The following is a 19,706-nucleotide window of genomic DNA, read 5'->3' as shown; positions in this document are numbered from 1 at the left end:
GTGGACAATGATGCGTTACAGATCGAGCACCAGCATGGGCGACCGGCTGCGCGAACAGCACGGCAGGATCTGGTCGTTGGCGGCGCGCTCGTCGTCGGTCAGGTAGACGTCGCGATGCTCCGGGGTACCGTCGATCACCCGCGTGAGGCAGGTGCCGCACACGCCTTGCTCGCACGACATCTGCACTTCCACGCCGTGCGCGGCGAGCGCCGCGACAATGGTCTCGCCCGCCTTCACGTCGATCACGCGATCGCTCGAATGCAGCTTGACCTGGAACGCCTTGTCGCCCGCCGTGTCCGACGGTACCGGCGCGGCGAAGTACTCGCGATGCACATTGCCTTCCGGCCACTTCGCCGCTTCCGCGTGCGCCAGCACGGCGTCGATGAATCCCGCCGGGCCGCAGACATACAGGTGCTTGCCGCCAGACGGTTGCGCAAGGATCGCGTCGAGATCGGCGCGCTGGCCTTCGCTGTCGAAGTACAGGTGCGTCTTCGCTGCGAGATCGTCGCGCGCGAAACGATCGCGAAACGCCGCGCGCGCCGGTTCACGCGTACCGTAATGCACTTCGAACGACGCGCCGCTAGCGCACAACGCTTCGGCCATGCACAGAATCGGCGTCACGCCGATCCCTCCGGCAAGCAGGATGCTGTGCGTGGCGTGTTCCACCAACGGGAAGTGATTGCGCGGCGCGCTGATCTCCACCGTCGTGCCGGGCGTGAGCGCGTGCATGGCGGTCGAACCGCCGCGCGACGCCGGGTCGCGCAGTACGCCCACGCAATAGCGATGGGTCTCACCGGGGGCATTGCACAACGAGTACTGCCGCACAAGCCCGTCGGCGACATGCACGTCGATATGCGCACCCGCGGTGAAGGCCGGCAACGGGTTGCCGTCGACACTCACCCATTCGAATTCGCAGATGTCGGTGGCGACATCGCGCTTGCTCGCGAGCCGGACCTTCATGCCGCGTTCTCCGCATTCTCCAGGCTGCCCACGTTCCCCTTCCCGGCGCGTTCGGCCTCGATCAGCCGATCGAGCACCTTGCGCGACTGCACGCCGCCGGCGTCGATGTTGAGCTTCAGGATCTTCTTCTCCGGATACGCGGAGAGGTTGCGTTGCTGGGCTTCGAGCACTTCCTGGTCCTCGGCGAAGATACCGCCCTGGCCGCGCTTGATCGCGGCGGTCAGTTCGGCATCCTCGGGCTTGAAGTTGCGCGCCATGCCCCAGAAGTACCAGATCGATTCGTCGGTCTCGGGCGTGATGAAGTCGACCACGATGCTGCCCGCCTTCTTGTCGGACGGGGCGTCGTAACCGCCATGACCCGCGTGCGCCACACCCACTTCGATCATCACGTGACTCGGCGGCGTGAAGCGGCACACCTGCCAGCGGTCGCACGGCACCTGGTCGTCCAGGCCGTTCGCGCGCAGTGCGCTCGCCCAGAAGGGCGGGGCCTTGATGTTCTCCATATGACGCGCCGTGATAACGCTATCCCCCTCGACCGTCGTCTTCGGCGGGGCTTCCTCGATCTCGTCCTGACCGATGCTCGTCGCGTGCACGTAGGTTTCGTGCGTCAGATCCATCAGGTTGTCGATCATCAGTCGATAGTCGCACTTGATGTGATACAGGCCACCGCCGTATGCCCACTGATCGCTCACCGCCCATTCCAGGTGAGGAATCTCGTCGGGATTTGCGAGCGCGGCGTCGCCCGGCCAGACCCACACGAAGCCGTAACGCTCCACGCACGGATACGCGCGCGTTTTCGGGAAGCCGCCGACGCGCTGGCCGACCATCCTCGTGCACTTGCCGCCGCCGTCGACCGTCAGGCCGTGATAGCCGCACACGAGGTGGCCGTCCTTGACGAAGCCCAGCGACAGCGCCGCGCCGCGATGCGGACAGAAGTCTTCCAGGGCCGCGACGTTGCCGTTGGCTTCACGGAAAAACACCATCGCTTCGTTGCAGACCTTGCGGCCCAATGGCTTGTCGGCGAACTCGTCCGGCGTGCACGCGACGTACCAGGTATTTTTCAGAAACATGTTCGTTTGTCTCCTTGGCGCGCCGTCGACGGGCGCGCTCTCGTGTCGATAGAGGATGGTCGGGATGAAGTCGAGGGGCGCGTGTCAGAGCAACTGCGCGCCCATGCTGTGTTCCTGGGTGACGATGTGCTCACGGCACATGAACTCGGCGCGATCGGGCTGACGGGCGGCAATCGCCTCGACAATCGCGTGATGCTGGCGATGCGCGTACGCGATGATGTCGGCGTACTGGCGTCGGTCCTTGTGTCCGAAGGCCACCGTACGCGGCGCGACGAAAGGCACCAGATTGCAGCGCGCGACGAAGCCCTCAAGCAGCGGATTCTGCGCGCCGACGACGAGCAGGTCATGAAAGCGCGCGTTGAGCGACGCGTAACCGATCTGCACTTCGGCCGTCATCGTATGGTCGGCGAGCAAGGCGTCGCCTTCGGCCAACAGGTCGCGCAACTGCTTGAGCAGCTCGGCGCTTGCGCCCTTTTCGGCCAGCAGACGCGCGGCATACCCTTCGAGCGCGCCGCGCAGATGCAGCGCCTCGACACTCTCCTCACGCGTATGCGCTCGCACCGCGTAGCCGCGCTGACCGGCACGCACGACCAGGCCTTCCTCGGCAAGCACCGGCAATGCCTGCCGCACCGGCATGCGCGAGACACCGAGTTGCTCCGCGAGCTTGGCTTCGGCCAGACGCTCGCCCGGCGCAAGTTCACCCTTGAGAATCATCTCGCGCAACTGAACTGTGGTGGGCGTGGGATGCAGCATGCGTCTCCTTTCGATGGCGGGAATTCGTGTCGGTCACTCTGGCGGCTTCCAGACCCGGCTTTTTTATTATGGGATCCCATAATAAGACATTGCATCAGTAAATACCCTGCTTTATGTACATATGGGATCCCGTATAGACTCGCCGCAGCATAACGGTGGGGGGGCGAATGGCATCGCCCACGCATGACAAGACAAAAGACGGAGACTTCACGTGGCAAAGATCATTGGGGGGATCGGTACGTCGCATGTGCCGACCATCGGCGTGGCGTACGACAAGGGCAAGCAGCAGGATCCCGCGTGGGCGCCGCTGTTCCAGGGCTACGAGCCCGTGGCGAAGTGGCTGGCGGAGAAGCAGGCCGATGTGCTGGTGTTCTTCTACAACGACCACGCGACCACATTTTTCTTCGACATGTATCCGACGTTCGCGCTCGGCGTGGGCGACTCGTTTCCGATCGCCGATGAAGGGGCCGGGCTGCGTCCGTTGCCGCCGATTCGGGGCGACGTCGCGCTGCAGGCACACATTGCCGAGTCGCTTGTGAATGACGAGTTCGACATCACTGTGTTTCAGGACAAACCCATCGATCACGGTTGTGCGTCGCCGCTGCCGCTGCTGTGGCCGCACAAGCCGGACTGGCCGGGTACGGTCGTGCCGATCGCCATCAACGTTTTGCAATACCCGTTGCCGACGGGGCGCCGCTGCTATCGCCTCGGCCAGGCCGTGCGCCGCGCCATCGAGTCGTATCCGGAAGATCTGCGCGTGGTGGTGGTGGGCACGGGCGGTCTCTCGCACCAGATCCACGGCGAACGCGCGGGCTACAACGACGAAGCATGGGATCGCGAATTCCTGTCGTTGCTCGAACATCAACCCGAGACGCTGACCGAACTCAGGCATGTGGATTACGTCGAGCGCGGCGGTGCCGAGAGCGTGGAGCAAATCATGTGGCTGTCGATGCGCGGTGCGCTGGGCCCGCGCATCAAGCGTCTGCATCTGAACTACTACTTGGCGACGACGACGGCCATGACCGTCGCGCTCTACGAGGAGGACGCCGCATGAATCCGCAGCTCGAAGGCATCGAGGCGATCACCGGCACGTACGCGTTCGACTTGCGCGTGAGCCATCGCACGCTCAAGCTCAATCGCTTCTTCTGGCAAATGATTCGCGCCGACAATCGCGAGACGTTTCTCGGCGATCCCGTTGCCGCGATGACCGCCGCCGGTCTGACCGCCGACGAACAGGCGATGGTGCAAGCGCAGGACTGGCTTGGCCTCGTGCGTCATGGCGTGAACTTCTTCGTGCTGGAGAAATTCGCTCGTGTGGTGCGCAAGACGAACCTCGAAGTCTATGCGCTCATGCGCGGCGAGACGCTCGACGAGTTCATGGCCACGCGTCGCGTGCCGACCCTGCGCTGAGTCCGACGAGGCGCCGCGCATGTCGATCGACACTTCCATCAGCCTGACCACTTCGTTGGCCGCCCCTCAGCTCGCATGTCACGAGCGCGGCACGTGGAGTCGCGCGCCACAGAGCAACGAGGCGACGCTCCTGTGTCGCAAATTGCGTGGCCTGCGCGCGATGGTCGCCGTGCTGGAGTGCGATTCGGTTGCGCGTGCTGCGCGCATGCTGCATCTCTCGCAGTCGGCCGTTGCACGCTCGATTTCCGACATAGAGTCGGCGCTGGGCTTCCCGCTGTTTCACCGCAGCGGACGCGGTCTGACGCCGAACGCGGCCGGTCAGCGCCTGGGCGTACGCGCCTCGCGTGCACTCACGGAGTTGGCCAACGGGTATCGCGAGGCGTTTGCCGCCACGGCGTCGCAGGCCGACGGCGGCGCGCGGGCGGCAAGTCGCTTCGCGGCGGTCGTCGCCCCGCAGCAACTCACGAGCTTCATCGCGGTCGCGGAGTTGGGTAGCGGGCCGCTCGCGGCGAGCCGCCTGCAATGCTCTCAGCCGACCATTCAGCGCAATCTCGATCAGCTCGAAGATCTGATCGGCATCAAGCTGTTTCGACGCACGCCGCGCGGCACGCGTCTGACCGACGAGGCGCAGGCGTTGCTCGGCCCGGTCAAGCGCGCGCTGGCCGAGCTTGCGATTGCCGAAGACGAACTCGCGCCGTTCGGGGGGCGTCAGCAAGGCACCGTGATCGTGGCCGCGTTGCCGCTGTCCAGTGGCTTTCTGCTGCCCAAAGCCATCGACAGTCTGCTGTACCAGTCGCCGTATCTGAACGTGACGGTGGTGGACGGCACCTACGAAGCCCTGATTCGCCAGTTGCGACAGGCGGACGTCGACATGATCGTCGGTGCCTTGCGAGCGAGCGACGTGCCGCCGGACATTCGCCAGGAGGCGCTGTTCGAGGATCACCTGTCGGTGGTCGCCCGTGCCGATCATCCATGCCTGTCGTCGGGCCGCACGCCCACGCTCGCGGAACTCGCCGAGTATGGCTGGGTGAGTCCGCTGCCCTCCACACCCGCGCGCAGGGTATTCGAGCGCGTGTTTCATGCGGAAGGTCTGGCATTGCCGCGTACGCAGGTGCACGCGAGCAGTTCACCGGTGGTACGCGGGCTATTGTCATCGAGCGACCGGCTTGCGTTGCTCTCGCCGGTGCAGATCACGTCGGAGTTGCGCACCGGCGAGCTGGCCGTCGTACCGGTGCCGTTGCAGCACGCACGTCGTGCGATCGGTGTCGCCACGCGGCGCGACGGTTTGCTGTCCCCGGCCGCGGAGCAATTGCTCGACGAGCTGCGCGCGCTGGCCCCGACGATGCAGCATCCGACGTAAGACGCGGGGCAGGCTCGCGATACCGTTCGCGAGTGCGGCGAAATTCGCTGATTTCGCCATGGCTTGCATGTGTCGACGCGTTCTCTTCCTTCCGAATCACTCGGCTTGAAATGTCCCGTGACGCCTGCCCGCCGCGCCTTTTGCGGCGGGCGTTCCACCATGGGAACGCAAAACGTCTCGCACTGCGAAATCTCGATTGCGAAATGCGTCCCGTCACGTAAGGGAAATCTCGGGGATATACGAAAAACGCGACGCTCGACGCGGGAGTTTCATTCGACGCGCCGCGTTCGGCTGCCTAAGCTGTTTCCCATACCTTGAAAAGGCGCACCAACCCCTCGGCGCGCCACATCGAAAAACGGAGCGGCGCATGACGCCGACGAGGAGACGACACCATGATGAAGCGCCATCTGTGGCTTGCGGTAGCACTTGCGAGCGTTTGCCAATTCACCGCTGTCTCGGCGCGTGCCGAGGAAATCAAGGTCGGCATGTTGGGGCTGTTCTCCGGCTCGGCGTCCTGGTGGGGCACGGAGTACCGTCGCGGTGTCAACCTGTGGCTCGAGCAGCACAAGAGCAAAGTGGGCGACGACACGCTCGTAATCCTGGAGCGTGACGAAGGGGGCGTGAATCCGCAACGCACGCGTCAGCTCGCGCAGGAACTGGTGGTGCGCGATCAGGTGCAGTACCTGTTCGGCGGTTCGTTCACGCCGAACGTGCTGGCCATGGCCGACGTGGCGAACCAGACCAAGACGCCGCTCGTCATCGGCAATTCGGGCACGTCCAGCGTGACGCTCAAGTCGCCCTATTTCGTACGCACGGGCTTTACGCAGTGGGCCGTGAGCGTGCCGCTCGTGGAGTACGCCGCCAGCAAGGGAGTGAAGAACGCGGCCATCGTGGTGGCCGACTTCGCGCCAGGCTACGACGCGATCGATGCCTACAGCGAGACGTTCAAGAAGGCGGGCGGCAAGATTGCCACCGAAGTGAAGGTGCCGCTCGGCACGACCGATTTTTCGAGTTATCTCCAACGTGTTCGCGACGCCAAGCCGGATGCCCTCTTCCTGTTCATGCCGGTGGGGCCGATGTCTGCCGGCTTCGTCAAGGCGTTCAAGGAGCGCGAACTCGACAAAGCGGGTATCCAGCTCTTCGCAACGACGGAGACGATGGAGTCCGATTTGCCGGCCATCGGCGACAGCGCAATCGGCACGATTACCGCCCTGCATTATTCGCCGTACCTGACGTCGCCGGAAAACACCTCGTTCGTGAAGGCTTACAAAGCGAAGTACGGTCCGGGGGCGCTGCCGTCGATTGCCTCGGTGTCGGCCTACGACTCGATGACCGTTATCGCACAGATGATCAAGGCCACGAATGGCAAGAAGGACGGCGACAAGGCGATCGCCGCCGTGAAGGGGTTCGCCTGGACGAGCGCTCGGGGTCCGGTGTCGATCGATCCGAAAACGCGTGAGATCGTGCAGAACGTGTATATCCGCCGGGTGGAGAACATCGACGGAAAGTTGGGCAACAAGCCCATCGAGACCTTCAAGTCGGTGGTCGAGCCGTGGCATGTGAGCCACCCCCAAGTGGCCGCCAAGTAACGCAGGCGTTGTCGCTCAGTTCGTTCGGTAATTCGTCATGACGCAATCGCTTGCCACTTTCCTGTCGTTGTCGATCGACGGTGTGGCCTACGGGATGTTGCTTTTCCTCATCTCCGTGGGTCTCACGGTCACGCTGGGCGTAATGCGCGTGGTCAATCTCGCGCACTCCGCCTTCGCCATGATCGGCGGGTATTTCACCTTGTGGGCCACGCAGCGTGCCGGGCTCGATTTCTTCGCCGCGTTGCTCGTCGGGGTGGCGGGCACCATGGTGCTCGGTGCTGTGCTCGAACGCACGTTGTATCGCTGGGTCTACACGGCCAACGGTCTGGGGCAGTTGCTCATGACGATCGGGCTCGCGTTCATCATCTGCGCGCTGGCCAAGCATCTCGCCGGGACCGAGCTGCAGTCGATTCCCATTCCCGAGGCACTGCGCGGCACCTGGGACTTTGGTGCATTCTCCGTGTCCGTCTATCGCATCTTCGCCCTGGTGTGCAGCGCGGTCGTGGCCGTCGGCATCTGGTGGGGGTTGGAGCGCACGCCGTTCGGCGCGAAGCTGCGCGCGGCCGTGGACAACCCGCGCATGGCGCGCTGCGTTGGCATCGATGTGCCGCTCGTGTTCTCGATCACATTTGCCATCGGATGCGGGCTGTCCGGACTGGGCGGCGCGCTGTCGAGCCAGATCCTGCCGCTTGAGCCCTATTACGGTCTGAAGTATCTGGTGCTCGTGCTGATCGTCGTGGCGGCCGGTGGTCTCGGCAGTCTGCGCGGCTCGCTCTATGCAGGCCTGCTGCTCGGCCTGATCGACACGCTGGGTCGCTATTACGTGCCAGCGCTCGGCGCTTTCATGATTTACCTGGCCGTGCTGGCCATTCTGCTGATCCGCCCGCAAGGGTTGGTCGGCCGCGCCTGAGCGGAGGGTCATGATGTCTCATACGAATCCGCTGCCGTCGGCCGCGGGCACGGCGCACGTTGTCCCCGCGCTGCGACGCAAACGTCTCGGCGCGCTCGATGCGGTGTTGCTTCTCGCCGCCGTTGCCACTTACTTCTTCGCCGATCTGTATCTCGCGCTCGCCACCAGCGTGCTGATCATGATCATCTTTGCGCTTTCGCTCGATCTCGTGCAGGGCTATTGCGGCATCGAGACACTCGGGCACGCGGCGTTCTTCGGCAGCGGTGCCTACGCGGCCGGTCTCTTCGCGCTGCACGTCTCGCCCGACCCGTTGCTCGGGCTGCTGGCGGGTGCCGTGGTAGCGGCGCTGGTGGGGCTCGTCACTGGCATCGTCGTGCTACGGGTGAGTGGGCTCACGCAGATCATGCTCACCCTCGTGTGCGCCACGCTGCTCTATGAGGCCGGCAACGTCGCGAAGTCGATCACGATGGGCGACGACGGCCTGACCGGCTACACCATCGCGCCGGTGCTGGGCAAGTTCGAGTTCGATATCTATGGACATACGGCGTATCTCTACGCACTCGCCGTGCTGCTTGTCGTGTATTTGTTCACGCAATTCCTCGTGAACTCGCCGTTCGGTCTGACCGTGAAGGGCATTCGCGAGAACGCCACGCGTATGTCGCTGCTCGGTGTGCGCGTCGGCTTGCGTCGCCTGATGCTCTACACCCTCGCCGCCGCCCTGGCCGGCGTGGCGGGCGCGCTCTCGGCCCAGGTCAACAACATCGTCGCCCTCGACACGCTGTCGTTCACGTTGTCGGCCAACGTGCTCGTGATGCTCGCCTTGGGCGGTACCGGACGCCTCTATGGCGCGGCCCTCGGTGCCATCGTCTTCATGGTGCTGTCCGATCGCATCGCCGCCATCGACCCGACGAACTGGCTCGCCGCCCTCGGCGTGCTGCTCATTGTCGTGGTGCGCTTCGCGCCGGACGGCCTGATCGGACTGGTGGATCGCCTCGCCGCCCGCGTCGCCCGTGCGCGGCGTCGCGACCCGAGCGCGACCGTGGCGCACACCATCGGCAACACCCAGGCGACGACCACGGACAAGGAGGTCACGCCGTGAGCGCTGCACTCGACATTCAGGGGCTGTCCAAGCGCTTCGGCCAGCTCGACGTTACACGCAACGTCAGCCTGTCGCTGCCCGTGGGCGCGCGACACGCGTTGATCGGCCCGAACGGCGCCGGCAAGAGCACGTTGATGAATCTGCTCACGGGCGTGCTCAAGCCGAACGCGGGCGTGGTGCGCGTGGGGGGCACCGACGTGACATCTATGCCGTCGCACAAGCGCGTGAAGCTCGGGCTGGCGCGCACGTTCCAGCTCAACACGCTGTTCGACACACTCACCGTCGCCGAGAACGTTGCGCTCGCCCTCTCGGCGCGCAGTGGCCTCGACGGTCGCGTCGGCAAGCCGCTGGCCAGCCGTCCGGCAGTCGTGGAGGAAGCGGCGGAGCGTTTGCGTGCGCTGGGCATGCTCGATCTCGCGGGCAAGCACATCGACGCGTTGGCCTACGGCCAACGTCGTCAGGTCGAAATCGCGCTCGGTCTGGCGCTCGATCCCAAGGTGCTGCTGCTCGACGAACCCGTGGCCGGGGTGCCGTCAGGGCAGGGCCGCAAGCTGTTCGAATTGCTTGAACGCTTGCCCGAAGACGTGGCGGTGATGGTCATCGAACACGACATGGATCTGGTCTTCCGTTTCGCGCGCCGCATCACGGTGTTGGTCGAAGGCGCCGTGCTGATGGAAGGCGAGAAGGAAGACGTGCGCCGCGATCCGCGCGTGCGCGACATTTATCTGGGGCGTCGCCATCATGACTGACATCGTGCTCGAAGCCAGCGGGCTCAGCGCCGGGTACGGCGAGACCATCGTGCTCGAAGACGTGAGCCTGCGTCTGGCGTCGGGAGAAGCGCTCGCCATTCTCGGTCGCAACGGCGTGGGCAAGAGCACGCTGCTGCTCAGCCTGCTGGGACTGACCACGCGCCACGGCGGCGTGGTGCGTTATCGCCATGACGATATCTCGTCGTGGCCGGCGTACAAGCGAGCGCGCGCCGGGTTGGCGCTGGTGCCGCAGGAGCGCGAGATATTCAAGTCGCTCACCGTCGAAGAAAACCTGCAGGTGTCCGCGATGGCGGCGGCCGGCGACGCCTGGACGCTCGATCGTGTGTACGACCTGTTCCCGCGCCTGCACCAGCGGCGCCGCAACCTGGGCAACCAACTCTCGGGCGGCGAGCAGCAGATGCTGGCCATCGGCCGCGCGTTGATCGGCAATCCGCACGTGCTGCTGTTCGACGAGCCATTCGAAGGGCTCGCACCGGTGATCGTCGATCAACTGGTCGATGCGTTCTGGAAGCTGCGCGCCGACGGCGGCATGGGCGTGGTGCTCGTGGAGCAGCACGCGGAACTGGGATTGGAGCTGACGGACCGCGCACTGGTGCTCGACCGGGGCCGCGAGGTCTGGGCGGGACGCAGCAGCGAACTGGCCGCATCGCCGGAACTGCTCGGCACGCTGGTCGGCCTGGAAAGTGCCTGAACGGGCACAGCACAACACGTATTGACGTCAAACATATGAGCACATCACAGCACACCCTCACCGGCGGATTGGCCGGCCTTGTGGTCAGCGCCCATTCGGCGGACTTCGTCTGGCGCGCGGCGGGCACGATTGCCACGCATGTCGCGCAGGGCTATCGCATGAAGGTCGTGTGCCTGTCCTTCGGCGAGCGTGGCGAGTCGGCCAAGCTCTGGCGCAAGGGCGGGGACATGACCGAAGCGAAGGTCAAGTTCGCGCGTCGCGAAGAAGCGCAGCGCGCGGCCGATATTCTCGGCGCGGAAATCGAATTCCTCGATATCGGCGACTACCCGATGCGCGTGTCCGACGAGACGCTCTTCCGGCTCGTCGACATCTATCGCGAGCTGCAACCGTCGTTCGTGCTGAGCCACTCGGAGAAGGATCCGTACAACTTCGATCATCCGCTCGCGATGCACGTCACGCAGGAAGCCCGCGTCATTGCGCAGGCCGAGGGCCACAAGCCGGGCGCAAAGATCATCGGCGCTCCCGCCGTGCTCGCGTTCGAGCCGCATCAGACCGAGCAGTGCGAATGGATCCCGAACACCTTCGTCGACATCACGCCGGTGTGGGAGCAAAAGCGCGCCGCCATCGAGTGCATGGCGGGGCAGGAGCACTTGTGGGATTACTACACGCGCGTGGCGTTGCAACGCGGCGTGCAGGCCAAGCGCAACATCGGCATCGCCGCCGCGCGCGACATCAAGTACGCGGAGGGCCTGATGCGTCTCACGCCGGTCGTGACGGAGCAACTGTCATGATCCGCGGCGTCGTCGTTCGTCAGATACCCCGCGTCGATGCCGCCACGCTCGACGTGCTGCGCAGCGCAGGCAGTGCCACGGTGCACGAAGCGCAGAGCCGCCTCGGCCTGATGGCCACCTATCTGCGTCCGATCTACGCGGGCGCTGCGGTGGCCGGCAGCGCGGTCACTGTGCTCGCGCCGCCCTCGGACAACTGGATGCTGCACGTTGCCGTGGAGCAGGCGAAGCCGGGCGACATCGTTGTGGTTGGCGTGACGTCACCTTGCGACGACGGCTACTTCGGCGACCTGCTCGCCACGTCGATGAAGGCGCGCGGTGTCGCCGGCCTCGTCATCGATGCGGGCTGTCGCGACATCGGCACGCTCACCGACATGCGGTTTCCGGTGTGGTCGAAGGCCATCTCGTCACAGGGCACGGTCAAGGAGACGCTCGGCTCGGTCAACGTGCCGGTCGTGTGCGCCCATCAGATCGTGAACCCGGGCGACGTGATCGTCGCGGATGACGACGGCGTGGTCGTGGTGCCTTTCGCGAGCGCCGGGGCCGTAGCCAAGGCGGCGGCCGCACGCGGTGCCGACGAAGCCTACAAGCGCGGTGTGCTCGCGGGCGGCACGCTGGGGCTCGATTATTACAAGATGCGCGAACGCCTTGCCGCGAAGGGCTTGCGCTACGTCGATTCGCTCGACGAGCTGCAAGGCGAATGAGGACCGCGACGTGACGCATTCGCAAACGCGTATCCGGGCGGCCGTCATGCGGGGCGGCACCTCGAAGGGGTTGTACTTCCTCGCCGAGGATTTGCCTGCGCAGGGCGCCGCGCGCGACGCCGTGCTGCTCGCGGCGATGGGCTCGCCCGACGCACGTCAGATCGACGGCATGGGCGGTGCGAATCCGCTCACGAGCAAGGTCGCCATCGTCTCGCGCGCCACGCGGCCCGACGCCGACGTGGACTATCTCTTTGCCCAGGTCGTGGTCGACGAAGCGCGGGTCGACTACGGACAGAACTGCGGCAACCTGCTCGCCGGGGTGGGGCCGTTCGCGATCGAGCGGGGGCTCGTGAGCGCACCGGGTGACGTGACCGACGTCGGCATTCACATGCTCAATACGGGGCAGGTGGCGGTGGCCACCGTGCAGACTCCGGGCGGCGTGGTGAAGTACGACGGAGACGTGTCCATCGACGGTGTGCCGGGAACGGCAGCTCCGATTCCGTTGATGTTTCGCGATACGGCCGGTTCCTCCTGCGGCGCGCTGTTCCCGACCGGACAGCGTCAGGATGTCGTGGACGGCATCACGGTGACATGCATCGACAACGGCATGCCGCTCGTGCTCCTGCGCGCGGCGGACCTGGGCATCACTGGGGCGGAGTCTTGCGAGCAGCTCGACTCGGCGCCAGCGTTTCAGACGATGCGCGACCGGATCGAGGCAATTCGACTGGCCGTCGGCCCGCGCATGCATCTTGGCGACGTGCGTTCGCGCACGGTGCCCAAGATGTGTCTTGTCGCGCCGCCGAGGGCCGGTGGCGCCCTCGCGACACGTTGTTTCATCCCACATCGTTGCCACTCGTCCATCGGCGTGTTGGCGGCAGTGAGCGTGGCAACGGCTGCCGCGCTGCCGGGAACCGTTTGTCACGAGATGGCCGTGGTGCCGGACAACGACGCGCCGCTGCTCGCCATCGAACACCCGACGGGCGAATTCACCGTGCGCCTCGCGCTCGGCGTCGATGCCGACGGTGCGCCGGACGTCGCCGACGCCGGCCTGCTGCGCACGGCGCGCTGGCTCTTCGACGGCGAGGTGTGCATACCGAATCGTGCTTGGCCGCAGGGAGCAAAACCATGAGTACCGAACGTTCCCCGTTGCTCCTGCTCCCCGGCTTGCTTTGCGACCATGTGGCCTGGGCGGCCACTGCAGCAGGGCTGTCGCAATACGATTGCCGCGTTCCCACGTGGGGCATGCTCGACACCATCGACGCGATGGCCGATCACGTGCTGGCAAGTACCGCCGAGCCGTGCTTCGCCCTCGCGGGGCACTCGATGGGCGGACGCGTGGCGCTGGAGGTGGTGCGTCGCGCACCGCATCGCGTCACGCATCTCGCGCTGCTCGATACCGGTTACCAGGCGCTGCCCGACGGCGACGCGGCTGAGAAGGAACGCGCCGGGCGTGCGGCCTTGCTCGCGCGCTCCCGGGAAGCGGGCATGCGCGCGATGGGGCAGGTGTGGGCGACCGGCATGGTGCATCCCGACCAGCTCGGCACGCCGCTGTTCGACACGATTCTCGACATGATCGAGCGCAGCCACCCCGATCAGTTCGCCGCGCAGATTCATGCATTGCTCGGTCGACCGGATGCAACGTCGCTGCTGGCCGGCGTTCGCTGTCCGACGCTCGTGTTGTGCGCCCGGCAGGACACCTGGAGCCCGCTCGCGCGTCACGAAGTGATGGCGGGGCTCATCCCGGGGAGCGTGCTGCACGTCATAGAACACAGTGGCCATATGAGTCCGATGGAGCGCCCGCAGGAAGTGGCGCAGGCCATGCGGACCTGGCTGGCACGGCCCGCGTCGGACACCGCAACCACCGAGGGGCGCGACGCATGACGAACGATGCCGCCGATCAGGACCTGACGCCCGGCGTCGATCCGCAATCGCTCGACGCCCTGCTGGCCAAACAGGCTTGCCACGACCTGGTGATGCGCTTCGTCGCCTGCAACGACCGGCACGACGCGCAGGGACTCGCCGCGCTGTTCGCCGAGACGGGGGTGCTCGTGCGCCCCAACGGCGACACACTCATTGGCCCCGTCGCCATCGCGGCTGCCTATGCACAGCGTCCGGTGGATCGGCTCACGCGGCATCTCGTAGGCAACGTGCTGATCGATGTCACGTCGCCGACGCGCGCAATCGGCAGCAGCACGGTGCTGCTCTGGAGCGGCTCGGCACACGATGTGCCGGGGCCATTCGGACGTCCGGCACAGGGCCGTCAGATCATGGGGGAGTTCGAAGACACGTTCGTGCGGACCGCGCAGGGTTGGCGCATTGCCCGCCGCGAAGCGCGTTTCACTTTCGTACGCGAGGCGTGAGGAAAAAAACAGCACCGCACGTCGCGCCATCCATGCACTTGAACCCGGCCGAGGGCGCAGTCAGGGCGGTGGTTCCAAGGGCAGTACCCGAGGCGGCCAGCATGCCGTCTTGCAAAAGACTGGGCCGGCGAGGTTGCCAACGGTCCGGAGGTTGAAGTCTGTAGTTGCTGTGTATTTCAAAAACAAGGGGACAGAAGTGAAAGTGAAACATGCATTGGCCGCTGGCCTGCTGCTGGGGGCGGGCCTGGCGCACGCACAAAGCAACGTGACGCTGTACGGGATCGTCGATACCGGCATCGCCTACTACAACAACGCCGCCACGGGCGGTAGCTTCATCGGCGAGCCGACCCTCACGGGCAAGGTGCCGTCGCGCTTCGGTTTCAAGGGCGTGGAAGATCTGGGCGGCGGCCTGAAAGCCGTCTTCACGTTGGAAAGCGGCTTTCAGCCGGGGACCGGCAACGTGAACTACGGCGGGCGTCTGTTCGGCCGTCAGGCCAACGTCGGTCTGTCGGGCGACTGGGGCACGGTGCTCCTCGGCCGCCAGAACAACATGACGTTCTACGTGACGGGCAACGCGGACGTCATCGGACCTTCGATCTTTTCGCTGGCCAGCATCGATCCGTACATCGCCAACGCACGTAGCGACAGCGCCATCGGCTACATGGGCAAATTCTCCGGCGTGACGCTCGGTGCGACGTATAGCTTCGGGCGCGATGGATCGGCCGCGGGCGGCCCGTCGGCCACGAACTGCGCGGGCAACGTTGCCGGCAACTATCAGGCCTGCAAGCAGTTCACCGGCCTGATCGGCTACGACTACCAGAACTTCGGTATTTCGGCGTCGTACGACCAAATGCGCGGCAACACCGGCGCCGCGGCACCGCTGACCAGCTCGCACTACACCGATTCGCACTCGGTCATCAACGCGTACTACAAGTGGTCGACGGGACGCGTGGGCGGTGGCTGGATTCACCGCAACGTGAGCGCCGACGCCGCCTCGCTGCGCTCGGACATCTACTTCATTGGCCTGACCTATCTGCCGACGATCACCTGGGCGTTCGACGCGCAGGCCATTCGTTACCAGTTGAAGAGCCGTGCCAATGCGACGATGCTCATCGGCCGCGCAACGTACTCGCTCTCGAAGCGCACGTCGCTGTATGGCCTGGTCGGCTGGGTGGCGAACAGCCAGAACGGCGCGGTGGCGATTGCCGCCGGCGGCTCGGTTGCCACGGGCGGCAACCAGTTCGGCACGATGCTGGGCATTCAACACACGTTCTGATCGGCGGCGCTGGCGACGACGCGCAAGACGTCATCGAGTTTTCATCGAGATCTCATCGAGACGTCGGCGAAACGTCAGCGCAATACCAGAACGCGCAGCATCGCGGGCTTTCGACACGAGAGGATCGTCCGGGGGGGACGATCCTCTCGTGCGGCGGTGCTGCGCCCCCCTGGATTTGTCAAAGCGGGATTCGCGCGCTAGCATCGTGTCTAGTCATGGCGGCACCGTGTTCTGCGACAGGAAGGGCGATTGTCGGGGCGTGGTGACCATCTCCCAGTATCTCCTCGCATGAATCCGCTATCTTCGTGTCTTCTTCTCACGTTCTGAGCCGGCGACGCCGGGCGCCCCGCGCCCGCAGCGAACACGGCACGCGCGGTCCGGTCTGGCTGTTCGATCTGGACAACACGCTGCATCGCGCGTCGCATGCGATCTTTCCGCGTATCAACCGCGCGATGACGGCCTATATCGTCGAGAAGCTGGGGCTGCCGCCCGACGACGCCAATCGTCTGCGCACCGACTACACGGCGAAGTATGGGGCCGTGCTGCTGGGCCTCATCAAGCATCACGCCATCGATCCGCACGAGTTTCTGGCGCGCGTGCACGAGCTGCCGCCGCTGGTCGAGGTGTTGCGCGCCGAGCGCGGGATCGCCCGCCTGCTCGCCGGCCTGCCCGGGCGCAAAATTCTCCTGACCAATGCGCCCGCGCATTACGCCCTGCCGATTGTCGAGGCGCTGGGCATCCGCCGGCATTTCGAGCGCTGCGTGAGCATCGAGGACATGGCGGACCGTCGGGCCTGGCGCGCCAAACCCGACGCGATCATGCTGCGTCGGTTGCTGGTGCGCGAGGGGCTTGCGCCGCATCGGACATGGCTGGTCGAAGACACTCGCTCCCACCTGAAGCACCTCCGGCATTTCGGTATCAAGACGGTCTGGATCACCGGGCACCTGCCGGCCAGCAACAGTCTTGGCAAAGCCATGCCGCGCAGTGGGCGCCCACACTATGTGGATATCCGCGTACAATCTCTGCGCGAGTTACGGGCGCGGCTTGCGACCGGGGCCGGTGCGAGACGCGCAGCCCGAGCCGCCCGATAATCAAATTCCTACCGATAACGACCAGACGATGCAGCAGGAAAATTCTTCGAGCGGTGCCGGCTATGGCGCCGCCGATGCGCTGGAGGCCGCGCCCGCGCCGGTGAAGACAACCCGCCCCAAGCCGGGTGAGCGCCGGGTGCAGGTGTTGCAGACCCTCGCCGCCATGCTCGAGACGCCCAAGGGCGAAAAGATCACCACGGCCGCGCTCGCCGCGCGTCTCGAGGTCTCCGAAGCGGCGCTGTATCGCCACTTCGCGAGCAAGGCCCAGATGTTCGAGGGGCTGATCGAGTTCATTGAGCAGACCATCTTCGGGCTGATCAACCAGATCTCCGCGCAGGACCAGGACGGCGTGACGCAAGCCCGCGCCATCGTGCTGATGCTGCTCGGGTTTGCCGAGAAGAACCCCGGCATGACGCGCGTGTTGACCGGCGAAGCGCTGGTCGGCGAACACGAGCGATTGCAGGAGCGCATGAACCAGTTGCTCGACCGCATCGAGGCGTCGCTGCGTCAGGTGCTGCGTTTGGCTTGCGCACAGGGCACGCTGCCCGAAACGTTCGATGCCAACTCGCGCGCCAACCTGCTCGTGTCCTACGTGCTCGGCCGCTGGCACCGTTTTGCCAAGAGCGGCTTCAAGCGTGCGCCGGCCGAGGGGGCAGAACCCCAGATCGCCGCGCTCCTGCGCTAAGACCACAGGTCTGCGCCGACGGCGCGGATTACGTTATACTTTTGCTTCCCGCGCCGAGGCCGACGTTGGTTTGACCGGCCTTGACGCGATGATTGGCGCGCCGATTTGGTGACTCGCTTGCGGGCGCGCGAATGACTCTGACAGGGGGTTCCCAGGCAGAGGGCATTCATTAAAAATGCGGCTAAAGAGGTCGTGCGCGCACGCCGCCGTTTTTCCGTCGACCCCTTTTCCCGCACAGAACGCTTCAGGACGCCGTCCGTCGACCCTTGTCGACCGGGACGCCGACCCCGGCATGTTTCGGAAAGGGAGTTATGGAATCTTCAATCGGAATCGTCACGCCGCAGCGGATGCATTTCGCTGAGCCGCTGGCACTGCAAAACGGCAGCACGCTCGCCGGCTACGACCTGATGGTCGAGACCTACGGCGAATTGAACGCCGATCGCAGCAATGCCGTGCTGGTGTGTCACGCGCTCAATGCGTCGCATCACGTGGCCGGTATCGCCGCCGACAATCCCAAGGACGTCGGCTGGTGGGACAACATGGTCGGGCCCGGCAAGCCGCTCGACACGAATCGCTTCTTCGTCATCGGTGTGAACAACCTTGGCTCGTGCTTCGGCTCGACCGGGCCGATGAGCCTCGACCCCGCCACGGGCATACCTTACGGCGCCCGTTTCCCTGTCGTGACGGTGGAAGACTGGGTCAACGCGCAGGCGCGCGTGGCCGATGCGTTCGGCATCCACAAGTTCGCGGCGGTAATGGGCGGCAGTCTCGGCGGCATGCAGGCGCTCGCGTGGAGCATCATGTATCCCGAGCGCATTGGGCATTGTCTGGTGATCGCCTCCACGCCGAAGCTCTCGGCGCAGAACATCGCCTTCAACGAAGTGGCGCGCTCGGCCATCCTTTCCGATCCGGATTTCCACGGCGGCAACTATTATGCGCATGGCGTGGTGCCGCGTCGCGGGCTGCGCGTGGCGCGCATGATCGGCCACATCACCTATCTGTCCGACGAAGACATGGCGACCAAGTTCGGCCGCGCGCTGCGCCGTGCCGAGGTGATGGCCGACGGCGTAAAGGGCGACGGCGTAACGGGCGACGGCAAAGCGCAGGACGAGGGCTATCGCTTCAGCTTCGACGTGGAGTTCGAGGTGGAGTCGTACCTGCGCTATCAGGGCGACAAATTCGCCGAGTACTTCGACGCCAACACATATCTGCTGATCACGCGCGCGCTCGATTATTTCGACCCGGCCCGCACGGTGGGGGGCGATCTGGCGAAGGCGTTGTCGCACACCACGGCCAAGTACCTGATCGTGTCGTTCGCGACCGATTGGCGTTTCGCGCCCGCGCGCTCGCGCGAGATCGTCAAGGCGCTGCTCGACACGCGTCGTAGCGTGAGCTACGCCGAGATCGACGCGCCGCACGGGCACGACGCCTTCCTGCTCACCGATGCGCGCTATCACAACCTGGTGCGCGCCTACTACGAACGTATCGCCCAGGAGGTCGGGGTATGAGTCAGTCCACGGTACCGGTGAACAGCGCCCAGGCGGCGGCGCTCGCGGCGTCGCGCGGCCGCATTTCGGCGTCGCTGGCCGAGCGGCCCGATTTCCGGGTGATCGCGCGATGGATCGAACCGTCGTCGCAGGTGCTCGATCTCGGGTGCAGCGATGGCTCGTTGCTCCGTCTGCTGATCGACGAACTCGATGTGAGCGGTTACGGCGTCGAGATCGACGACGCTGGCGTGCTGGCCTCGGCGCAGCGCGGCATCAACGTCATCCAGCAAAACATGGAAGACGGGCTGAAGCTCTTTGAGGATCAGAGCTTCGATACGGTCATTCTGTCGCAGACCTTGCAGACCCTTCACCGCACGGCGGATATCCTGCGCGAGACCGTGCGGGTGGGCCGCGAAGCGATCGTGTCGTTCCCGAATTTCGGTTACTGGCCGCACCGGCTGTCGGTGTTGCAGGGACGCATGCCGGTGTCGAAGAGCCTGCCGTTCCAGTGGCATAACACGCCGAACGTGCGTGTGCTGACCATCAAGGACTTCGAGGCGCTGGCCCCGGACGTCGGTGTGCAGATTCTCGATCGGGCCGTGCTGCATAACGGGCGACTGGTGTCCGTGGGCGCGAACTGGCGTGGTAGTCTTGCGGTCTATCGCGTCAAGCGTTCCTGAACCGACGGCAGCTAACGGGGCAG

The 19,706-nt window shown here is 65.3% G+C and carries 21 protein-coding genes; 18 read left to right on the top strand and 3 right to left on the bottom strand.

All coding sequences use genetic code 11. The features are described from left to right. Nucleotides 1-15: 15 nt before the first annotated feature. The 3 genes from PSO31014_RS07815 to PSO31014_RS07805 form a co-directional block, all read right to left on the bottom strand. On the bottom strand, nt 16-960 hold the full coding sequence (locus PSO31014_RS07815) for a PDR/VanB family oxidoreductase (RefSeq protein ID WP_150551080.1): 945 nt from the start codon (nt 958-960) through the stop codon (nt 16-18). Next, a complete protein-coding gene (locus PSO31014_RS07810; RefSeq protein WP_150551079.1) occupies nt 957-2,030 on the bottom strand; it encodes an aromatic ring-hydroxylating oxygenase subunit alpha in 1,074 nt (357 codons plus the stop codon). Before PSO31014_RS07810 ends, PSO31014_RS07815 begins: the two co-directional genes overlap by 4 nt. Before the next feature lie 84 nt (nt 2,031-2,114). Further along, on the bottom strand, nt 2,115-2,783 hold the full coding sequence (locus PSO31014_RS07805) for a GntR family transcriptional regulator (RefSeq protein WP_017233983.1): 669 nt from the start codon (nt 2,781-2,783) through the stop codon (nt 2,115-2,117). Nucleotides 2,784-2,994: 211 nt separating this feature from the next. Here PSO31014_RS07805 and PSO31014_RS07800 point away from each other — a divergent pair, with 211 nt between their 5' ends. The 18 genes from PSO31014_RS07800 to metW all read left to right on the top strand — a co-directional run bounded on the left by PSO31014_RS07800 (nt 2,995) and on the right by metW (nt 19,683). Continuing rightward, nucleotides 2,995-3,837 carry a gallate dioxygenase gene (locus PSO31014_RS07800; protein WP_017233984.1) on the top strand — a complete coding sequence of 281 codons (843 nt, stop codon included), beginning with the start codon at nt 2,995-2,997 and terminating at the stop codon, nt 3,835-3,837. Continuing rightward, nucleotides 3,834-4,193, top strand: a complete 360-nt coding sequence (locus PSO31014_RS07795) for a protocatechuate 3,4-dioxygenase (protein ID WP_150551078.1) — start codon at nt 3,834-3,836, stop codon at nt 4,191-4,193. Before PSO31014_RS07800 ends, PSO31014_RS07795 begins: the two co-directional genes overlap by 4 nt. 19 nt (nt 4,194-4,212) lie before the next feature. After that, nucleotides 4,213-5,553, top strand: a complete 1,341-nt coding sequence (locus PSO31014_RS07790; RefSeq protein ID WP_150551077.1) for a LysR family transcriptional regulator — start codon at nt 4,213-4,215, stop codon at nt 5,551-5,553. A 392-nt stretch (nt 5,554-5,945) separates the two neighbouring features. Then, nucleotides 5,946-7,142 carry an ABC transporter substrate-binding protein gene (locus PSO31014_RS07785; protein WP_150551076.1) on the top strand — a complete coding sequence of 399 codons (1,197 nt, stop codon included), beginning with the start codon at nt 5,946-5,948 and terminating at the stop codon, nt 7,140-7,142. A gap of 37 nt (nt 7,143-7,179) precedes the next feature. Continuing rightward, nucleotides 7,180-8,052 carry a branched-chain amino acid ABC transporter permease gene (locus PSO31014_RS07780; protein WP_150551075.1) on the top strand — a complete coding sequence of 291 codons (873 nt, stop codon included), beginning with the start codon at nt 7,180-7,182 and terminating at the stop codon, nt 8,050-8,052. 10 nt (nt 8,053-8,062) lie between these two features. Continuing rightward, complete coding sequence (locus PSO31014_RS07775) at nt 8,063-9,151, top strand: branched-chain amino acid ABC transporter permease (RefSeq protein ID WP_150551074.1); 1,089 nt, start codon at nt 8,063-8,065, stop codon at nt 9,149-9,151. Further along, the gene (locus PSO31014_RS07770; RefSeq protein WP_150551073.1) at nt 9,148-9,900 is read left to right on the top strand and encodes an ABC transporter ATP-binding protein; all 753 of its coding nucleotides are present in this window, start codon (nt 9,148-9,150) and stop codon (nt 9,898-9,900) included. Before PSO31014_RS07775 ends, PSO31014_RS07770 begins: the two co-directional genes overlap by 4 nt. Then, on the top strand, nt 9,893-10,612 hold the full coding sequence (locus PSO31014_RS07765; RefSeq protein WP_150551072.1) for an ABC transporter ATP-binding protein: 720 nt from the start codon (nt 9,893-9,895) through the stop codon (nt 10,610-10,612). The genes PSO31014_RS07770 and PSO31014_RS07765 overlap by 8 nt, the downstream gene beginning before the upstream one ends. 35 nt (nt 10,613-10,647) lie before the next feature. After that, on the top strand, nt 10,648-11,403 hold the full coding sequence (locus tag PSO31014_RS07760) for a PIG-L deacetylase family protein (protein ID WP_150551071.1): 756 nt from the start codon (nt 10,648-10,650) through the stop codon (nt 11,401-11,403). Further along, nucleotides 11,400-12,104, top strand: coding sequence for a 4-carboxy-4-hydroxy-2-oxoadipate aldolase/oxaloacetate decarboxylase (locus PSO31014_RS07755; RefSeq protein ID WP_174976440.1), 705 nt, complete (start codon nt 11,400-11,402; stop codon nt 12,102-12,104). Before PSO31014_RS07760 ends, PSO31014_RS07755 begins: the two co-directional genes overlap by 4 nt. A gap of 10 nt (nt 12,105-12,114) precedes the next feature. Continuing rightward, a complete protein-coding gene (locus PSO31014_RS07750) occupies nt 12,115-13,233 on the top strand; it encodes a 4-oxalomesaconate tautomerase (RefSeq protein WP_150551070.1) in 1,119 nt (372 codons plus the stop codon). Continuing rightward, nucleotides 13,230-13,985, top strand: coding sequence for an alpha/beta fold hydrolase (locus PSO31014_RS07745; protein ID WP_150551069.1), 756 nt, complete (start codon nt 13,230-13,232; stop codon nt 13,983-13,985). Before PSO31014_RS07750 ends, PSO31014_RS07745 begins: the two co-directional genes overlap by 4 nt. After that, the gene (locus tag PSO31014_RS07740; protein ID WP_150551068.1) at nt 13,982-14,464 is read left to right on the top strand and encodes a nuclear transport factor 2 family protein; all 483 of its coding nucleotides are present in this window, start codon (nt 13,982-13,984) and stop codon (nt 14,462-14,464) included. The genes PSO31014_RS07745 and PSO31014_RS07740 overlap by 4 nt, the downstream gene beginning before the upstream one ends. 196 nt (nt 14,465-14,660) lie before the next feature. Further along, nucleotides 14,661-15,740, top strand: a complete 1,080-nt coding sequence (locus PSO31014_RS07735; protein WP_425494857.1) for a porin — start codon at nt 14,661-14,663, stop codon at nt 15,738-15,740. Nucleotides 15,741-16,045: 305 nt separating this feature from the next. After that, complete coding sequence (locus tag PSO31014_RS07730) at nt 16,046-16,831, top strand: HAD-IA family hydrolase (RefSeq protein WP_150551066.1); 786 nt, start codon at nt 16,046-16,048, stop codon at nt 16,829-16,831. 28 nt (nt 16,832-16,859) lie between these two features. Beyond that, complete coding sequence (gene slmA, locus PSO31014_RS07725; protein ID WP_150551065.1) at nt 16,860-17,516, top strand: nucleoid occlusion factor SlmA; 657 nt, start codon at nt 16,860-16,862, stop codon at nt 17,514-17,516. Nucleotides 17,517-17,827: 311 nt separating this feature from the next. Further along, nucleotides 17,828-19,024, top strand: a complete 1,197-nt coding sequence (gene metX, locus PSO31014_RS07720; protein ID WP_150551064.1) for a homoserine O-succinyltransferase MetX — start codon at nt 17,828-17,830, stop codon at nt 19,022-19,024. Then, entirely contained in the window at nt 19,021-19,683 is a 663-nt protein-coding gene (metW, locus tag PSO31014_RS07715; RefSeq protein ID WP_246176481.1) for a methionine biosynthesis protein MetW, read from the top strand. The genes metX and metW overlap by 4 nt, the downstream gene beginning before the upstream one ends. Nucleotides 19,684-19,706: the final 23 nt, after the last annotated feature.

Source organism: Pandoraea soli, from assembly GCF_902459595.1.
Classification (GTDB): domain Bacteria; phylum Pseudomonadota; class Gammaproteobacteria; order Burkholderiales; family Burkholderiaceae; genus Pandoraea; species Pandoraea cepalis.
This window is presented reverse-complemented; position numbering and strand designations above follow the sequence as displayed.